Annotated in this window: 10 protein-coding genes; 3 read left to right on the forward strand and 7 right to left on the reverse strand. The window is 66.3% G+C overall.

Translation table 11 applies throughout. The annotated features are described in order from the left end of the window. The first annotated feature begins 1 nt into the window (after position 1). The 3 genes from trpA to K8M09_RS17460 are packed head-to-tail and all read left to right on the forward strand — an operon-like array spanning position 2 to position 3,122. The gene (gene trpA, locus K8M09_RS17450; RefSeq protein WP_160786141.1) at positions 2–841 is read left to right on the forward strand and encodes a tryptophan synthase subunit alpha; all 840 of its coding nucleotides are present in this window, start codon (positions 2–4) and stop codon (positions 839–841) included. A 39-nt stretch (positions 842–880) separates the two neighbouring features. Beyond that, a complete protein-coding gene (gene accD, locus K8M09_RS17455) occupies positions 881–1,777 on the forward strand; it encodes an acetyl-CoA carboxylase, carboxyltransferase subunit beta (protein ID WP_160786140.1) in 897 nt (298 codons plus the stop codon). A gap of 1 nt (position 1,778) precedes the next feature. Beyond that, positions 1,779–3,122 (forward strand): bifunctional folylpolyglutamate synthase/dihydrofolate synthase, encoded by a 1,344-nt coding sequence (locus K8M09_RS17460; RefSeq protein ID WP_160786139.1) that lies wholly within the window; start codon positions 1,779–1,781, stop codon positions 3,120–3,122. A 191-nt stretch (positions 3,123–3,313) separates the two neighbouring features. Here K8M09_RS17460 and trxA read toward each other — a convergent pair whose 3' ends face one another. The 7 genes from trxA to ahcY form a co-directional block, all read right to left on the reverse strand. Beyond that, the gene (gene trxA, locus K8M09_RS17465; RefSeq protein ID WP_160786138.1) at positions 3,314–3,634 is read right to left on the reverse strand and encodes a thioredoxin; all 321 of its coding nucleotides are present in this window, start codon (positions 3,632–3,634) and stop codon (positions 3,314–3,316) included. A 105-nt stretch (positions 3,635–3,739) separates the two neighbouring features. Next, on the reverse strand, positions 3,740–7,297 hold the full coding sequence (gene addA / locus K8M09_RS17470) for a double-strand break repair helicase AddA (RefSeq protein WP_160786137.1): 3,558 nt from the start codon (positions 7,295–7,297) through the stop codon (positions 3,740–3,742). After that, positions 7,290–10,466, reverse strand: coding sequence for a double-strand break repair protein AddB (addB, locus tag K8M09_RS17475; RefSeq protein WP_160786136.1), 3,177 nt, complete (start codon positions 10,464–10,466; stop codon positions 7,290–7,292). The genes addA and addB overlap by 8 nt, the downstream gene beginning before the upstream one ends. After that, entirely contained in the window at positions 10,463–11,197 is a 735-nt protein-coding gene (locus K8M09_RS17480; RefSeq protein ID WP_160786135.1) for a nucleotidyltransferase family protein, read from the reverse strand. The genes addB and K8M09_RS17480 overlap by 4 nt, the downstream gene beginning before the upstream one ends. A 13-nt stretch (positions 11,198–11,210) precedes the next feature. Beyond that, complete coding sequence (gene tsaE / locus K8M09_RS17485) at positions 11,211–12,707, reverse strand: tRNA (adenosine(37)-N6)-threonylcarbamoyltransferase complex ATPase subunit type 1 TsaE (RefSeq protein WP_160786134.1); 1,497 nt, start codon at positions 12,705–12,707, stop codon at positions 11,211–11,213. A 4-nt stretch (positions 12,708–12,711) separates the two neighbouring features. Next, entirely contained in the window at positions 12,712–15,159 is a 2,448-nt protein-coding gene (locus K8M09_RS17490; protein ID WP_229341971.1) for a sensor histidine kinase, read from the reverse strand. 288 nt (positions 15,160–15,447) lie between these two features. Then, complete coding sequence (ahcY, locus tag K8M09_RS17495; RefSeq protein WP_160786133.1) at positions 15,448–16,845, reverse strand: adenosylhomocysteinase; 1,398 nt, start codon at positions 16,843–16,845, stop codon at positions 15,448–15,450. Positions 16,846–16,931 lie beyond the last annotated feature (86 nt).

Genomic DNA, 16,931 nt, shown 5'->3' on the forward strand with positions numbered 1-16,931 from the left:
GATGACCGCACGCATGGACAAACGCTTCGCGGATCTCGTCGCCGAAGGCCGCCCGGCCCTCGTGACCTATTTCATGGGCGGCGACCCGGACTATGCCAGTTCGATGGAGATCATGAAGGCGCTGCCGAAGGCCGGCTCCGATGTCATCGAACTCGGCATGCCCTTCTCCGACCCGATGGCCGATGGCCCGGCGATCCAGGTTGCCGGCCAGCGCGCGCTGAAGGGCGGCCAGACGCTCGCCAAGACGCTGCAGATGGCGCGCGACTTCCGCAAGGAAGACGACGCGACGCCGATCGTGCTGATGGGCTACTACAATCCGATCTATATCTACGGCGTCGAACGCTTCCTCGACGAGGCGCTTGCGGCCGGCATCGACGGCCTCATCGTCGTCGACCTGCCGCCGGAAATGGATGACGAGCTGTGCATCCCGGCGCTCGCCCGGAACATCAACTTCATCCGCCTCGCGACCCCGACCACGGACGAGAAGCGTCTTCCGACCGTCCTGAGAAACACGTCGGGCTTCGTCTACTACGTCTCGATGAACGGCATCACCGGTTCGGCCCTGCCCGATCCCTCGCTCATCGGCGGCGCGGTCGGCCGCATAAAGGCCCATACGAAACTGCCCGTCTGCGTCGGCTTCGGCGTCAAGACGGCCGAGCATGCCCGCGCCATCGGCGCATCCGCGGACGGTGTCGTCGTCGGCACCGCCATCGTCAACCAGATCGCCTCCAGCCTCACGGCGGACGGCAAGGCGAGCGCCGCCACCGTCGCCGGTGTCGAGACGCTGGTCAGGAGCCTCGCATCGGGCGTGCGTGCATCGCGCCTTGCGGCGGCAGAGTAAAGTTCCCACATGGGAACCGTTGTAACGGGAGTCTAGACCGTGAACTGGATCACGAATTACGTTCGGCCGAAGATCAACTCGATGCTTGGCCGCCCTGACCGGGATGTACCGGAAAACCTCTGGATCAAGTGCCCGGAAACCGGCGAGATGGTGTTCCATCGCGATCTCGAGGAAAACAAGTGGGTCATCCCGGCTTCGGGCTACCACATGAAGATGCCGGCCAAGGCCCGCCTCAAGGACCTCTTCGACGAGGGCGTCTACGAGTCCCTGCAGCAGCCGAAGGTGGCGCAGGACCCGCTGAAGTTCCGCGATTCTAAGAAGTATACGGACCGCCTGAAGGACAGCCGCGCCAAGACCGAGCTGGAAGACACGATCCTTGCCGGCGTCGGCAAGGTGCGCGGCGTCAAGCTCGTCGCCGTCGTGCATGAATTCGCCTTCATGGCCGGCTCGCTCGGCATTGCCGCCGGCGAGGCGATCATCAAGGCCTTCGAACGCGCCATTGCGGAAAAGTGCCCGCTCGTCATGTTCCCCGCCTCCGGCGGCGCGCGCATGCAGGAAGGCATCCTCTCGCTCATGCAGCTTCCGCGCACCACGGTCGCCGTGGAAATGCTGAAGGAAGCGGGCCTGCCCTATATCGTCGTGCTCACCAACCCGACGACGGGCGGCGTGACGGCTTCCTACGCCATGCTGGGCGATATCCACCTTGCCGAGCCGGGTGCGGAAATCTGCTTCGCCGGCAAGCGCGTCATCGAACAGACCATCCGCGAGAGGCTGCCCGAGGGCTTCCAGACCTCGGAATACCTGCTCGATCACGGCATGGTCGACATGGTCGTCAAGCGCCATGACATTCCCGAAACGCTGGCCCGCCTTCTGAAGATCCTGATGAAGAAGCCGGCGGCTTCCGCGAACGGCGCCCTTGCCATCGCGGCCCAGTGACATGACCGGTGTGGTGGCCAGCGAGGCGACAACGGAGATCGAGAAGCTTCTCGGTCTTCATCCCAAGGGGTTCGATCTTTCGCTGGACCGCATCACGCGGCTCCTCGCCGCCCTCGGCGATCCGCATCTGAAACTGCCGCCGGTCATCCATGTGGCCGGCACCAATGGCAAGGGGTCGGTCACCGCCTTCTGCCGCTCGATCCTGGAGGCGGCGGGCCTTTCCGTCCACGTCCACACCTCGCCCCATCTCGTCAACTGGCATGAGCGCTACCGCCTCGGCGTTGCGGGCGGGCGAGGCCGGTTCGTCGAGGATGCGGTGCTGGCCGATGCCGTGCGCCGGGTGGCCGAGGCCAATGGCGGCGAGAAGATCACCGTCTTCGAAATCCTGACGGCCGTCACCTTCCTGCTCTTTTCCGAACATCCCGCGGATGTGGCGATCATCGAGGTCGGCCTTGGCGGCCGCTTCGATGCGACCAATGTCATCCAGCACCCTGCCGTTTCAATCGTCATGCCGATCTCGCTCGACCATCAGGCCTATCTCGGCGACCGGGTCGAGCTGATCGCGGCGGAAAAGGCCGGCATCATGAAGCGCGGCGCGCCCGTCATCATCGGCTTCCAGAGCGAAGAGGCCGCCCGCGACGTGCTGATCGCCACCGCCGAACGGCTCGGCTGCCCCTATGCCGTCTACGGTCAGGATTTCCTGGCGCATGAGGAGTTCGGCCGCCTCGTCTATCAGGACGAGTTCGGCCTTGCCGACCTGCCGCTGCCCCGCCTTCCCGGCCGCCACCAATATGCCAATGCCGCCGCCGCCATCCGCGCCGTCAAGGCGGCCGGCTTCGCAATTACAGAGCATGCTATGGAAATCGGCCTGTCCCGCGTCGAGTGGCCGGGCCGCCTGCAACGGCTGACGGACGGCGCGCTGGCGCAGCTTGCCCCGCGCGGCAGCGAGATCTGGGTCGATGGCGGGCACAATCCCGGTGCCGGTCAGGTCATTTCCGAGACCATGGCGAATTTCGAGGAGCGCGATCCGCGCCCGCTCTTCCTCGTCACCGGCATGATCAACACGAAGGATCCGGTCGGTTATTTCGAGCCCTTCGGCGCCCTTGCCGAGCGCGTCTTCACGGTGCCGATCCGCGGCTCCGACGCCGGTCTCGACCCGGTGGCGCTCGCCGGCGATGCCGCCCGTGCGGGCCTCGAAGCCGAACCCATTCCGACGGTCGCCGAGGCGCTCATCGAGATCGGCCGCATCACTTCGGAGGATTCCGTCCCTCCGCGTATCCTGATCGGCGGCTCGCTCTATCTCGTCGGCGATGTCCTTGCCGACAACGGCACCCCGCCGACCTGATAACGGAGAGAAAACGTCTCCGCGTCACCCTCGGCCTTGTGCCGAGGGTCTGCCAACGCATCGAAAACCGCGACGTTCGCAGATGCTCGGGGCAGGCCCGAGCATGACGGAGGAGACGATGTCGTCAAACGTTGCCAACAAAAAGCCCGGCGCAAAGGCCGGGCTTTGAGTTTGATCTTGTCGATGGCCGATCAGGCGGCGCTGGAAATCCACGAGGAGAGAGCCGTCTTCGGCGCGGCGCCGACCTTGATGTCGGCGACTTCACCGCCCTTGAACATGGCGAGCGTCGGAATGGAGCGCACGCCATAGGCGGCGGCCAGTTCCGGGTTTTCGTCGATGTTCAGCTTGGCGACCTTCACCTTGCCGGTGAGTTCAGCGGAGATTTCTTCCAGAGCGGGCGCGATCATCTTGCACGGGCCGCACCATTCGGCCCAGAAATCGACGACGACCGGCTCGGCGGAATTGAGCACTTCGGCCTGGAAATTGGACTTGTCGACTTTAACGGTAGCCATGAGGCTCTCCTTGAATGGTGATCGTTGCACAAGATGTGATGCCGCCGGCCTCCGGTTTCAAGGCCGGACGGGAGAGGCAAGGCCGCGGATGTCCCCCTCGGTATCTCATTTCGAGGCAAGTTCGGCAAGGCTCGCCTCCAGACGGTCAGCTCCGAGCCAATAGGTTCTGGCAGCCTCGGTATAGATCAGCCCGCAGCGGATTTCCCGGCCGGGATAAAGCGGCGCGAGGATCGTCCGGTAGATCGCAAGCTGCGCCCGGTGCTCGAAGGGAATGTCGTCCACGGAGCCGGGCGGCGCGCGGTTGGTCTTGAAATCGACGATCTCCACCGCGTCTTCGGTCACCGCCATGCGGTCGATGCGGCCCGAGACGGCATAGTCCCGGCTGCCGAGCGACAGCGTGCCCATGATCGAGACCTCCGCCCGCGCTTCGGGGGAGAAGATCGCCGCAAGGCTCTCGTCGCCAATGACCGCAAGTGCGGCTGCAACGAGGGCGTTCTTCGCATGCTCCGGCCAGCCCGCCGCCGCCCGCTCGAGATAGCGCCGCGCCGCCGCCGGCCGCTCCTCTGCAACGAAGGCGGGCAGGACCTGCAGGAAACGGTGCAGGATGCGCCCGCGCTCCAGCGCAAGCCCCGCGCCCGAAGCCCCGCCTCGCTTGCCGAAGAGCGCCGAAGGCACCAGAAGGTCGGCCTTGTCCGTCTCGATCACCGCCGCCGCGCCCGAGGGGCTGAGTGGTCGCGGCAGGGATTTTTGCGGCGGCAGCGGACGTCCCAGCGCTTCCGGCAGCACCGTTTCCGTTTTCTCGTTGGCGGGCGTCGCGAGGACGTCGCCGACCGTCGCCGCACCTGCCTCGCGCCAGGAGAAGCCCTGCCAGCTTTCCCCCGGGGTCGAGAAACCCGTCTCCACGCAGCGTTCGCCATCGGCCGAGAGCGCAGCGGCGATCATCGGATGCCAGGTATCCTTGTTCTCCTGTCGGCCGCGATAGCCGCAGACGACGAGCCGGTCGGCCGCGCGCGTCATCGCCACATAGAGCAGCCGGCGATATTCCTCTTCCGCCCCCGCCTTGATGCGCTCGGCATCGGCCTCGGTCAGCTCGTTGCCGAGATCCTTCAGTGGCAGCCAGGCCGGCAGGCCGCCGGGCGGGCCCAGCCCTGAAAGGAAGCGAAGCTGCGGCATATGGCTATGGCTGAAAGCCTTCGCCCCGCCATCGACGAGGAAGACGACCGGCGCCTCCAGCCCCTTGGCCGCATGCACGGTCATGATGCGGATCTCGCCGCGCGCCTTGTCCTGCTCGCGCTTGACGGTCGGTGCCTCCAGCTCCAGCGTCGAGACGAAGGCCTGCAGGCCGGGCAGGCCGTTTTCCTCCTGCTCCAGCGCGAAGGTCAGGAATTCGTCGATGATCTCGCCCGCCTCTGCCCCTAGCCGGGCAAGGAAGGCGCGTCGCCCGCCGCCCGCACCCAGGATGCGCGCATAGAAGTCATACACGGACTGGCCGCGCGCATTGGAAAGCGTGCCCTCAAGCCGGCGAACGATTGCTGCGAGCTTTTCATCCGTCTGCGCCATGGCGCAAAGCCGCGCCCAAAGCGGCTGCTTCTCACCGCGCCGGGCGGCAAGCTCGAACAGGTTATCTTCATCGAGGCCGAAGAGCGGGCTTTTCAAAAGCGCAGCCAGCGAAAGATCGTCCTCCGGCAATACGGCGAAGCGGCCGAGCGCCATCAGGTCCTGCACGGCGATGTGCTTGGTCAGCACCAGCCGGTCGGCCCCCGCGACGGGCAGGTTGTGCCGCTGCTTTAGCGTGCGGGTCAGCGCGTTGACGAAGGCGTCGCGCTTGCGCACCAGCACGATCACGTCGCCCGCCTCCATCGGCCGGGCCTTGCCCTTTTCCGTCACCGTCTCGCGGCCGATCCAGTCGGCAAGCGTATCGGCGATGCGCCGGGCGAGCACATTGATCGGTGCTTCCTCGGCAACGGCGTCGAAGGGTGCGGTCCAGTCTTCCTCGTCGAGACCTGGCGGCGCGGCGATCACCTCCCAGATATCGACCGCTCCCGGCTCGCGGCCGCGATTGGAGGCATGCACGATCTCGCCGCCGTCCGGCGTCAATCCGCGTGCATTGCCGGGATCGAGAAATACCCGGTCGACCGCCGAAAGCACGTCGCGCGTCGAGCGGAAGGAGAGCAGCAGCCGGATCGGGCTGAATGCCGCCTCCGCCATCTGCGTGCGGCGGGAAACCTCCCGGCCTTCCTCGGCAAACCGCTCCGGCCGAGCGCCCTGGAAGGAATAGATCGACTGCTTCTCGTCCCCGACGGCAAAAATCGTGCGGCCGGCAATGCGCGCCGTTTCGCCGGCGAAGAAATCGTCCGTCAGCGCCTTGACGATCTGCCATTGCCGGGGGCTGGTGTCCTGCGCCTCATCGACGAGGATATGGTCGATGCCCTGGTCGAGCTTGTAATGCACCCAGGCGCTCACCTGCTCGCGCGTGAGCAGCGCCGCGGTGCGGTCGATCAGGTCGTCGAAATCGAGCAGGCTGCGCGCCCGCTTCAGGTCCTCGTAGTCGCCGATCAGCCGCTCGGCGATGACGAGCGCGGCAAGCGTCGCCTCGTACATGCGAAAACGCCGAAGCCGGTCGTCGCAGGCGATTACATGGGCCTGCGCGGCCTGTAGCACCGTTTCGAAATGAGGAGCATCCTTCTTCAGTTTGGCGGAGAAGAAGGCATTGTCCAGTTTTCTCGGGCTACCGCCTTCCGTGAAGAACAGTTTGTAGAGGGCGGCATAGCGCGCTTGTCCATCGGTAAGGCCGCGCACGGTTCTCAAACCGGCAGCCGACTTTTTTACCGTCTCGCTGCCAAGGCTTTCGGCGGCGGCGAGGTAGCTTTCCAGCATCGCTCCTTGCAAGCCGTCCAGCGGCCAGAAGGCGGCGAGCATGTCCTCCGCCGTCTCGCCCGGCGCCAGCCCGATTTCCCGGCGAAGCACCGTCTCCGCGCCGCCGGCTTTCTCCGCGGCTTCGAAGAGTTCGCGGATCGGCCCGCGGCTGGCGACGATGTCGGAAATCAGCTTTTCCAGCCCCGTATCGTCGGCAATGTCGAGCACGGTGGCGAAGGCGGCGGCGAGCATCCGGTCGTCCTCGCTCGCCGTCGCGGTCAGCAGCGTGCGCCGCGCATCGGCCAGCAGCACGGCCGCCGCCCGGTCGTCGAGCACGGAGAAATGGCCGGCGACATTGGCTTCCAGCGGGAACTGGTGCAGCAGCGCCTCGCAGAAGGCGTGGATGGTCTGGATCTTCAGCCCGCCCGGCGTTTCGAGCGCCCGGGCGAAGAGCCGCCGCGCCTCGGCCAGCTTGAAGAGGTCCGGCCGCTCGCCCTCGATGGCCGCCACCCGGTCGGAGAGCGCCTCGTCGGAAAGCGTCGCCCATTCGGCCAGCCGCTCGAAGACGCGGTTCGACATTTCCGAGGCCGCGGCCTTGGTATAGGTGAGGCACAGGATCGCCGAGGGCCGGCAGCCGGCGAGCAGCAGGCGGATGACACGCTGCGTCAGCACATGCGTCTTGCCCGAGCCGGCATTGGCCGAAACCCAGGCCGAACGGCGCGGATCGGAGGCCGTCGCCTGCTTCCGCGAGGTCCAGTCCAGCCAGGCGGCGGGTTCCGAAGAGGCGGGCCTGTCTTCCTCAAGCATCCTCGGCCTCCCCGCTGTTTTCGGCGGACGACCATTCGGCGACGCGCGCCAGATGGTCGTATTCCCCGCCATAGTCCCGTTCCTGCTCCGGGATCAGCCGCGAGGCGAAGCCGTAGCGCCCTTCGATCAGCCCCGTCAGCAGCTTCTCCAGTTCGGTTAGCGCTTCCTCCGCAAGGTCGGACGCGGATTTCGGCGTCGCGCTGGCGGATTTGGAGTGTTCGTTGTTGACCTGCTCGTCCTTGAACCGTTCGCCGGGTTTGAGGCGCACATAAAGAAGGTTCGCCGGCTCGCGGATGCCGGGGCCGCGGAAGGCACCCCGCTTGATTGCCGCGGCCTCCAGCGCAAGCTGCGGGTCGAGCAGCGCCCGCGCCACTCTCAAGGAAGGCGTGCTGCCGGTCTTGTAGTCGAGAAGATCGGCGCTGCCATCAGGCAGGATGTCGATGCGGTCGGCAATGCCGGTGAGCCGCACGCCGCTCAGGGAAAGATCGAGCGAGGCCGGCACCTCCGTCAGGCTTTCCCGCACGCCGGCGGCCCGCTTCAGGTGCCATGCCACGAAGGCGCGGGCGACGGCGGCAAAGCGTGGCCGCCAGACGGCGTCGATATGCGGCGGCAGGCTTATCGCGTCGAATTCCTCGGTGAGAATCCGGCTTATCAACGACTGGGGCTCGCCGGTCGTCTCCTCCCGCACGAAGCGGTCGACGATGCGGTGATAGAGCGAGCCACGCTCGGCCGGGCCGGGGTCGAGATTGAAGGGCGCGACCGGATCGAGCCGGAGGATATGCTGGGCATAGATCGCATAGGGATCGCGCCGCAGCCGCCCGATCTGGCTGAAGGAATACTTTTTCGGCTGCAGGTCCGCCGGCGGGCGGGGAGCCGGGCGCGGCGCATTGGGTACCGGCGCACTCCTGTCCACCGCATTCGCCCAGAGGATGAAATCCTTGCCGCGTGCCCGCAGGTCGCCCGCCAGAGCCGGGCCGCCGACGGCGAGCAGCCGTTGCAGCCAGCGCGAGGCGACGGTCGGCGCGGTGCCGTTGCGTAGCGCCCGCGTCAGGATGAATTTTGGCGCTCCGGCGGCCATTTGCAGGTCGTGGCCGAGCTGGCCGATGCGGCGCTCAGGCGGCTCCAGCCCGATCTCTACCTTCATGATGCGGGACAGGAACGCGTCATTCGCCGCCTGACCCGGCCATGTGCCCTCGTTCAGCCCGCCGATCACCACCGTATCGACGCTTTGCAGGCGCGATTCCAGCGCCCCGAAGATGAAGACGCGCGGATGACGCATGGAGCGCGGCTTGACGCTCTCGCTCGTCGCCAGCGCCTCGATGATATCGCACCATTGCGGCCCGTCGGCCTCGATCTGCCCGTCCGTCTCGATGACGCTTTTGAAGAGGTTGGCAAGGCTGTCGCCCGCCTCGCCGGACCAGAGCGCCGCAAGGTCGCCGTGCTCGTCCACCGCCACTGCTTCCAGCGCCCGCCCGGTCCGCTCCGCCCAGTCGGAGAGCGGCAGCTTCGTGGAGAAGCGCCGTCCCGTCCGGCTTTGCTGTACGAGGAGGCCGGCCAGCGGTTCGACCGCTTCGGCGATCCGCCTTGCGAGGTCCTGCGCCAGCGGAACGGCGCTTTCCGGCAGCGCCGTGCGCCAGAAAGGTGGATGGCGGTCGCCGGCCTGCTGCGCGATGGCGGCTTCCAGCAGTGGTTCCAGCGTGGAAATGTCGATCTCCGCTGTGCCGCCGCGCAGCGCCGTCAGTTCCAGCGCGGTCACGGCCGCGCGAATATCGGCCTCGGCAAGGCCGAAGCGGGCGAGGGGATGCTTTAGGAGGGCGACCAGCGGCACCGGGTCGCCGGGGCGCAATGCCGCTTCGGTGAGAAGGCGTAGCAGCGTGCCCTGCGGCGTGAAGAGCAGCGGCGTGCCGGCCGAATCGTCCGCCTCGATGCCGAAGCGGGCGAGTTCCGCCGCAACGCGCCGGCCGAGCTTGCGGTCCGGCGTGATCAGCGCCGCCTGCGCGTCTTCGCTCTCTTCCAGCGCAAGCCGCAGCGCAATGGCGATGGCCAGCGCTTCCTCGCGTTCGTTGGCGGCTTCGATGAGGGAGACGTCGCGGAAAGCCGCTGCCATCGCATCCGCATCGAGCGTGCCGCGCACCTCACCCCAGCCTGCCGTCGCCTGCGTCGGCAGGAAGGCGCTGGAGAGGATTCTTGTGCGGTATTCCAGGGCCTCGGGCGGCGTGCCCAGCGTTTCCACATCGTCCCGCGTGCGGCCCATACGGGCGAGCAGTCGGTGGAGGCCGTATTGCGCATGGCTGCGCGAGGCGGCGTCCGGCTTCTGCGCGCCGTCCTGCCGGCCGACCAGCAGCCATTCGGCGTCCGACATGAAGCGGTCCAGCCCCGGCAGGATGACGACGCCGTTCGGCAGGTCCGCCACGGCGGCGACCAGCCCGGCCGTCGCCGGAATGGAACCCGTCGAGCCGGCGATGATGACGGGGCCGCCGGGCGGGGAATGGCGGTAGCGTTCCGTCTCGGCGTGGAGCGTCGCATTGCGCCGGAGGGAGGGGGAGGAGCGGTTCAGTTCCGTCAGCCGCGCCGGCCAGAAGTCGCTGGCGATCTTCAGGAATTCGGCGGTGAGCTGCCACCAGAGCGCATGGTTGGAGGTATCGAGATTGTCCAGCGCCGACCAGTCCAGCTCCTCCGTCTCCATCGCGTCGATGATCTCGGCGAGGTTGCGGGCAAGCCACACGGCATCCGCCGGGCTGGCGGGGGCGACGAGCGGGCTGTCGGCATGGATGGAGGTCACGGCGGCCGGCAGCCGGTTGCGCCAGGCGAGGACGAGGCGGGCCAGCTCCAGAAGCCGCGTCGGGCCGGAAAGCGGCTCGGCCATGTCGAGGAGGGTGGGGGCCACCTCGTCGAAGAAACCGCTGTCGTCGTCCGTCTCGCCGAGCGCGCGGATGGTGGGAAGGATCGCCGAGCGGCCGCCGAAGAGATCGACGAATTCGGAGCGTATGACGCGGGCCGAACGTCGGGTCGGCACATAGATGGTGACGTCGGCCAGTGCCAGCGGATCGGCGGGATCGTAGGTGAAGCCGGGCACGAGCCGCCCGTCGACGAGGCTTTCCGCGACCGTCTTCAGGAAGGGCAGGCTCGCGGGGATCGAATAGATGCGGCCGCCCCGGCCGCCCTTCACGCTGCCGCCTCGCGGAAGGCGCCGATCACGGCCTCGGCCGCGCCGATCGCCTCGGGCGTGCCGACGGTGATCCAGTGGCCTTCCAGCATGATGCCGTGCAGCCGGCCCTTCTCGATGGCGCGGTCGAAATAGATATTGAGGTTGAAGGCGTCATCGGGCGCATCGTCGAGCAGAACAGGCATCAGGGCGAGCGCTCCGGCATAGACGACCGGCGTGCCGCTGCCTTCCCGGTAGCGGGTAAGGCGGCCTTCCGCATCGAGCGAAAAGTCCTTCTTGCCGTTGTGCCCCGTCGTATCCTCGAGCTTCACGCAGAGCATGAGCATGTCCATGGTATCGGGATCGAAGGTTTCCGCGAGCCGCTGGAGATTGGTCTTCCGGCCGGGTTTCTCGCCGATCCAGAAGAGGTCGGCGTTCATGACGAGGACGGGGTCGCGCGCAAGCAGCTTCAGGCCCCTTGCAAGCCCCCCGCCGGAATTCATCAACTGGTCCGTCTCGTCGGAAAGCACGATCTCCGGCACGGTGCGGTTTGCAAGATGCGCCGTCATCTGGTCGGCGAAATGGTGGACGTTGACGACGGCGCGTTTGACGCCCGCTTCCGCCAGCGCATCCAGCCCGTAGTCGATCATCGGCTTGCCGGCGACGGGCACGAGGGGCTTGGGCATGGTGTTGGTGATGGGGCGCAGGCGCGTTCCAAGGCCGGCGGCCAGCACCATGGCGTCTTCGATCTTCATCGGGGCACTCGCGCTATGATTCGGTTGCGAGGATTCCAGCCTTTTCGCACCAGTCGCGCAAGGGGGCGAGGTCGGGATGGGAAAGCGCCCGCGTGAGATTGCGGAAGGTGCGCGGCATGTGGCGCATATAGGCCGGCTTGCCGTCGCGCTGCATCAGCCGCACCCAGATGCCGACGAGCTTGCAATTGCGCTGCGCCGCCATGACATGCCAGTCGCGCAGGAAGCGATCCCCGTCGAAGCCGCCCTGCTTCTCCCGCAGGGAAAGGTAATGGGCGAGCATGCTATCCGCCAGTTCGCCCGGAATGTCGACGCGGGCGTCCTGCACCAGCGAGGCGACGTCATAGGCGGAAGGGCCGATCATCGCATCCTGGAAATCGATGATGCCGACCCGGTCGGTGCCGTGGGCTTCCGGTCGCCAGATGATGTTCGGCGAATGGAAGTCGCGCAGGAGAAGATTGTGCTCGGCGGCCGCAAGGCTTTCGATCAGCCCGTCCCAGATGGCGATGTATTCGCGGCGCTCGTCCTCGCTCGCCGGTGTGCCGCGTTTCCAGGGCAGATACCAGTCGGTGAGCAGGCTCACCTCGATCTGCATGGCGTCGCGGTCGAAATCCGGCACGGTATGGACGATACCGTCCGCCACCGGAAGATCGCGCGCGAAAGGCTGGCCGTGCATCTTTGCGAGGCAGGCCGCGCTCTCCAGGTAGCGCTCCGCGATCGGCGCGCCCTCCGCATCGAGAACGCCTTCGCTGCCGAGGTCTTCGATCAGCAGGATGCCCTGCTCGATATCCGTCTCGTAGATGGCGGGTGCGCGCAGGTCGCGGGACACGAGATGTCGGCCGACCGCGATGAACGGTTTCACATCCTCGGCGATATGGGCGATCTGCTGGTAATATTTGCCATGGGCGAGGATCGGGCCGGGCGTGTGGCGCGGCGCGTCCATCAGCACGTAGCGCGTGCCGCCGGAGATGACGTGCTCATAGGCGCGCACGGAGGCGTCGCCCGTCAGGTGCCGGCGGATGGCATCGCGGTAGCCGGCTTCGTCGAGGAAGGCGCGGATGGCGAGGGACCGCTGGATGCGGGCAAGCGCCGGCGCCGGGCCGTCGATGTCAACACGCCGCCCATCGCCCTCATGCGTGAAGGTCAATGCGATGCCATCGGCGGGCAGGGCGCCTTCGCCCTTTTCCGGCCATTCGACGAGGCAGATGCCGTCCGCAAGCGCCTCGTCGAATCCGAGTTCATCGATCTCGGCGGCATCCGCGATGCGGTAGAGATCGAAATGGGCGACGGGAACGCTGAGGTCGTAGCTCTGCACGAGCGTGAAGGTGGGGCTCGGCACTTCCAGATAGGCATCGTCCGCGATAGCGCGGATCACCGCGCGCGAAAAGGTCGACTTTCCCGCGCCGAGATCACCCGACAGCGCGACATAGTCGCCGCGCTTGAGCCCAATCGCCATGTCCTCCCCGAAGCGGATGGTCGCGGCTTCGTCGGCAAGGAAGATGTCGAGCGCCATGCGCCTATTCCGCGGCCGCGAACGACGTCATCGTCGCCGAGGGAATGCGTACCGTGACATCGGTGCCGCGGCCCTCGTGGCTGTCGATCTTGACGGTGCCGTGGTGGAGGCTGACGAAGCTCTCCACGATGGAAAGGCCAAGACCCGCGCCGCCATGGCGGCCGTGGCTTTCGAAGCGGTTGAACACCGTCGTCAGCACATCCTGCGGAATGCCCGGTCCCCGGTCGGAGACCGTGAAGACGAGGTCGCTGCCCTCGCGCCAGCATTTGAAGCCGATGGCGCTGCCGGGCGGTGCGAAATTCGCGGCGTTGCTCAGGAGCTTGATGAGAATCTGCTTGAGACGCTGCTGGTCCGCGACGATGGTGCCGAGATTGTCGGGCGCGGTGATTTCCAGCGTCACCTGCGCATCGTGCAGCCGGTCGGCGAACTGCATCGACACGTCGTCGATGAGGTCCGTCAGGTTGATCTCGGTATAGTCGAGTTCCATGATGCCGGCATCGACGGTGGCAAGGTCGAGGATGTCGTTGACGATGGTCAGCAGCACCGCCGAGGACGTCGCGATATGGTCGACATATTCGGACTGCCGATCGTTGAGGTCGCCCATGGTCGGCGTCTTCAGGAGATCGGCGAAACCGATGATGTTGGTCAGCGGCGAGCGCAGCTCGTAGGAAACGTGCTGCACGAAATCGTTCTTTAGCGCGTCGGCCTTGCGTAGCGCCTCGTTCTTCTCGGTGAGAGCCCGGCTGACGCGCACGCTGTCGGTGACGTTGACGAAGGTCAGCATCGTCTGCGCGTTGGAAAGCGGAATGACCGCGAAATCGAGGATGAGGCCGGTGCGCAGCTCCAGCACGCCCTGGCAGGAAGGCCGCTCGTCGTCGAAGCTGGTGATCATGTGCGCGAAGCGCTTCCAGCCGTCCGGCTTGTCGTAGGACGGCGCGCAGGCCTGCTCGATGGCGCGGATATGCGTACCCGACTTCGCCTCGGCCTCGCTGATGCCCCAGAGCGCCCGGAAGGCCGGGTTGGACAGGCGGATGCGCCCGTCCGGGCTGAACACCGCGACGCCTTCGGCCAGATGATCGATCGTCTCGTCCTGCACCTGAACCAGCGTGTTGTAGCGCGTTTCGAGATCGACCTTTTCCGTCAGGTTCTCGAAGACCCAGGTCGCGCCGCCCTGCGGGCGGGCGGTGGCGAAGACGCGCAGCGTCTGGCCGTTCGGCAGGTGCCAGAGGTCGGTCTGGGTGTCGATGGCGCGGTAGACGGAAAGCGCGGTTTCCTTCCACTGTTTCCAGTTGAGCTGTTCCGGCAGTTTTGCCGCCGCGCGCAGGCGGTCCAGCAGCTCGCCGTTGCCGGGCTTGCTTTCCAGGAACGCGGTGTCGATCTCCCACATGGTCTGGAAGGCCTGGTTGTAGAACTGCAGGCGCTGGTCGCCGTCGAAGATTGCGACGGGCGTCGCCAGATGGTCGAGCGTCTCGGCATGGCTTTTCAGCGTGCGCACCAGTTCCTCGCGCACCGCCTCGACATCGGAGACGTTGACGGCGATGCCGGCGGAGCCGCTTGCGCTGCGCGCATCGACCACGTCGAAGAAGCTGCGGTTGCCGTGCACGACGGTCGAGACCTTGTCGCGGAACGGCGTGTCATAGGTGCTGGTGGCGCGGATTTTTTCGCGCGCGATGGTCGGCAGCAGCTCGCGGCCCTCGGTGACGGCGCCGGCCGCATCCTTGGCCTCGACGGCTTCCGCATAGGCTTCGTTCACCCAGGCCAGCGAACCGTCCGCGGCGCGCTGCCAGACGGGCAGGTCGATCTGGTCGAGCAGGCCCTGAAGGGTCGTCAGCGCCGCGACCAGCCGGTCGCGCTCGAGCTTCAGCCCGGCGGCTTCCGCGCGCAGGTTGTTGAGCGCCACGAAGCGCACGAAGGCCTGCCCGCCGGAAACGCGGCCCTGCGCTTCCAGCACTTCCTCGCGGGTGGTTTCCACGACGAGGTCGAAGCTCTGGGCCTGCGAGCGCAGTTTCTCGACGGCGCGCTCGATCTCGCTGGCCGAGGCCGGCTTCAGCCAGCGGCCAAAGGCGAGGAAATCGCGGTCGGCCTGCGGCGCGCCGGTTTCCGGCGGAAGCTGGCCCAGAAATTCCGGCTTGCCGGAAAGCCCGTCCCACATGACGATGCGGCGGTTCTTGTCGCCGATCAGCGCCTGCAGGCGGGAAACGGTGTGGCGGGCGTCGGAAAGATGCGCGCGCAGCTCGCGGTGCTCGGCCTCCACGCGGCCGCGCAGGCGGATCATCCAGACGGCAGAGATCATCGCCGCCGACAGGACGCCGAGCAGCAGGGAGCCGGTCACGACTTCCGTGGTGGCGAGATAGGGGGCGGCATGGGCCGGGCCTGCAAGAGCAAGCGACGCCAGCGCCGAGCCGGCCGCCAGCAGGCGCTTGCCGCGCCGCGTCAACCAGCCGTTAACCATGTTTTTCGGCGCAAATGCATGCGCCGTATCCCGCTCCGGCAGGCCAGAAACCTGCCCGGAACGGCCTCGTTTTTCTTCCGACATCATCCCCGGTATGTCTCCGTCCGTTTGCCGCCTGATCGACAAGACATCCCAATCCGGCACGAAGGGTCCGCATCTGCGCGCCGAATCAACGCCTTAAACGATACTTGTTTCCCGAATCGTCGGGAAGGGACGGGGCCAAAAAAGAGGCGGCGCGCTTGTGTCAAGCACGCCGCCTCTAGATGTTGTGGATAATCCGGGTAAAGATCAGTACCTGTAGTGCTCGGCCTTGAACGGACCCTGCGTCGTCACGCCGATATAGCCGGCCTGCTCCTCGGAGAGTTCCGTGAGGCGGGCGCCGAGCTTGGCGAGGTGCAGGCGGGCGACCTTCTCGTCGAGCTGCTTGGGCAGGACGTAGACTTCGTTCTTGTAGTTGTCGCCCTTCGTGTAGAGCTCGATCTGGGCCAGAACCTGGTTCGAGAACGAGGCGGACATGACGAAGGACGGGTGGCCGGTGGCGTTGCCGAGGTTCAGCAGGCGGCCTTCCGACAGCAGGATCATGCGGTTGCCCTTCGGGAACTCGATCATGTCGACCTGCGGCTTGATGTTCGTCCACTTGAGATTGCGCAGCGAAGCGACCTGGATCTCGTTGTCGAAGTGGCCGATATTGCCGACGATCGCCATGTCCTTCATCTCGCGCATATGCTCGATGCGGATGACGTCCTTGTTGCCGGTCGTGGTGATGAAGATGTCGGCGCTGGAGACGACGTCCTCGAGCTGCACGACTTCAAAACCGTCCATGGCGGCCTGCAGGGCGCAGATCGGGTCGATTTCCGTAACCTTCACGCGCGCGCCGGCGCCGCGCAGCGAGGCGGCGGAACCCTTGCCCACGTCGCCATAACCGCAGACGACGGCGACTTTGCCGGCCATCATCACGTCGGTGCCGCGGCGGATGCCGTCGACCAGCGATTCCTTGCAGCCGTACTTGTTGTCGAACTTCGACTTGGTGACCGAGTCGTTGACGTTGATCGCCGGGAAGGGCAGCAGGCCCTTCTGCTGGAGCTGGTAGAGACGGTTGACGCCGGTGGTGGTCTCTTCCGTCACGCCCTGGATGGCGTCGCGCTGCTTGGTGAACCAGCCCGGGGAAGCGGCAAGGCGCTTCTTGATCTGCGCGAAGAGGATTTCCTCTTCTTCCGAACCCGGATTGACCAGGATGTTCTCGCCGGCTTCGGCGCGCGCGCCGAGCAGGATGTACATGGTGGCGTCGCCGCCATCATCGAGGATCATGTTGGAGAAGCCGCCATCGGTCCACTGGAAGATCTTGTCGGTATATTCCCAGTATTCGGTGAGCGTCTCGCCCTTCACGGCATAGACCGGGATGCCGGCGGCCGCGATGGCGGCTGCGGCGTGGTCCTGCGTGGAGAAGATGTTGCACGAGGCCCAGCGCACATCGGCGCCGAGCGCGACCAGCGTCTCGATGAGGACGGCGGTCTGGATGGTCATGTGCAGCGAGCCGGTGATGCGCGCACCCTTGAGGGGCTTGGAAGCGCCGAACTCTTCGCGGCAGGCCATCAGGCCCGGCATTTCGGTTTCGGCGATCTGAATTTCCTTGCGGCCGAAATCGGCAAGCGCGATGTCGGCGACGTGGTAGTCCTTGGTGGTCATGGGAGCTCCAGCCTTGTGGCTATAATCGATGGGCGCTTCCTATCAGGAAACACCGACTGGAGCAAGGCGATATAAAGAAGTCTTTA

The sequence above is a fragment of the Shinella zoogloeoides genome (genome assembly GCF_020883495.1).
In the GTDB taxonomy this organism is placed as follows: domain Bacteria; phylum Pseudomonadota; class Alphaproteobacteria; order Rhizobiales; family Rhizobiaceae; genus Shinella; species Shinella zoogloeoides.

Bases quoted from the DNA above. Each gene is read 5' to 3' on its own strand.
- trpA (WP_160786141.1), top strand. From the start codon at position 2: ATGACCGCACGCATGGACAAACGCTTCGCGGATCTCGTCGCCGAAGGC.
- K8M09_RS17480 (WP_160786135.1), bottom strand. From the start codon at position 11,197: ATGAAGATCGAAGACGCCATGGTGCTGGCCGCCGGCCTTGGAACGCGC.
- addA (WP_160786137.1), bottom strand. From the start codon at position 7,297: ATGCTTGAGGAAGACAGGCCCGCCTCTTCGGAACCCGCCGCCTGGCTG.
- K8M09_RS17490 (WP_229341971.1), bottom strand. From the start codon at position 15,159: ATGGTTAACGGCTGGTTGACGCGGCGCGGCAAGCGCCTGCTGGCGGCC.
- trxA (WP_160786138.1), bottom strand. From the start codon at position 3,634: ATGGCTACCGTTAAAGTCGACAAGTCCAATTTCCAGGCCGAAGTGCTC.
- ahcY (WP_160786133.1), bottom strand. From the start codon at position 16,845: ATGACCACCAAGGACTACCACGTCGCCGACATCGCGCTTGCCGATTTC.
- tsaE (WP_160786134.1), bottom strand. From the start codon at position 12,707: ATGGCGCTCGACATCTTCCTTGCCGACGAAGCCGCGACCATCCGCTTC.
- K8M09_RS17460 (WP_160786139.1), top strand. From the start codon at position 1,779: ATGACCGGTGTGGTGGCCAGCGAGGCGACAACGGAGATCGAGAAGCTT.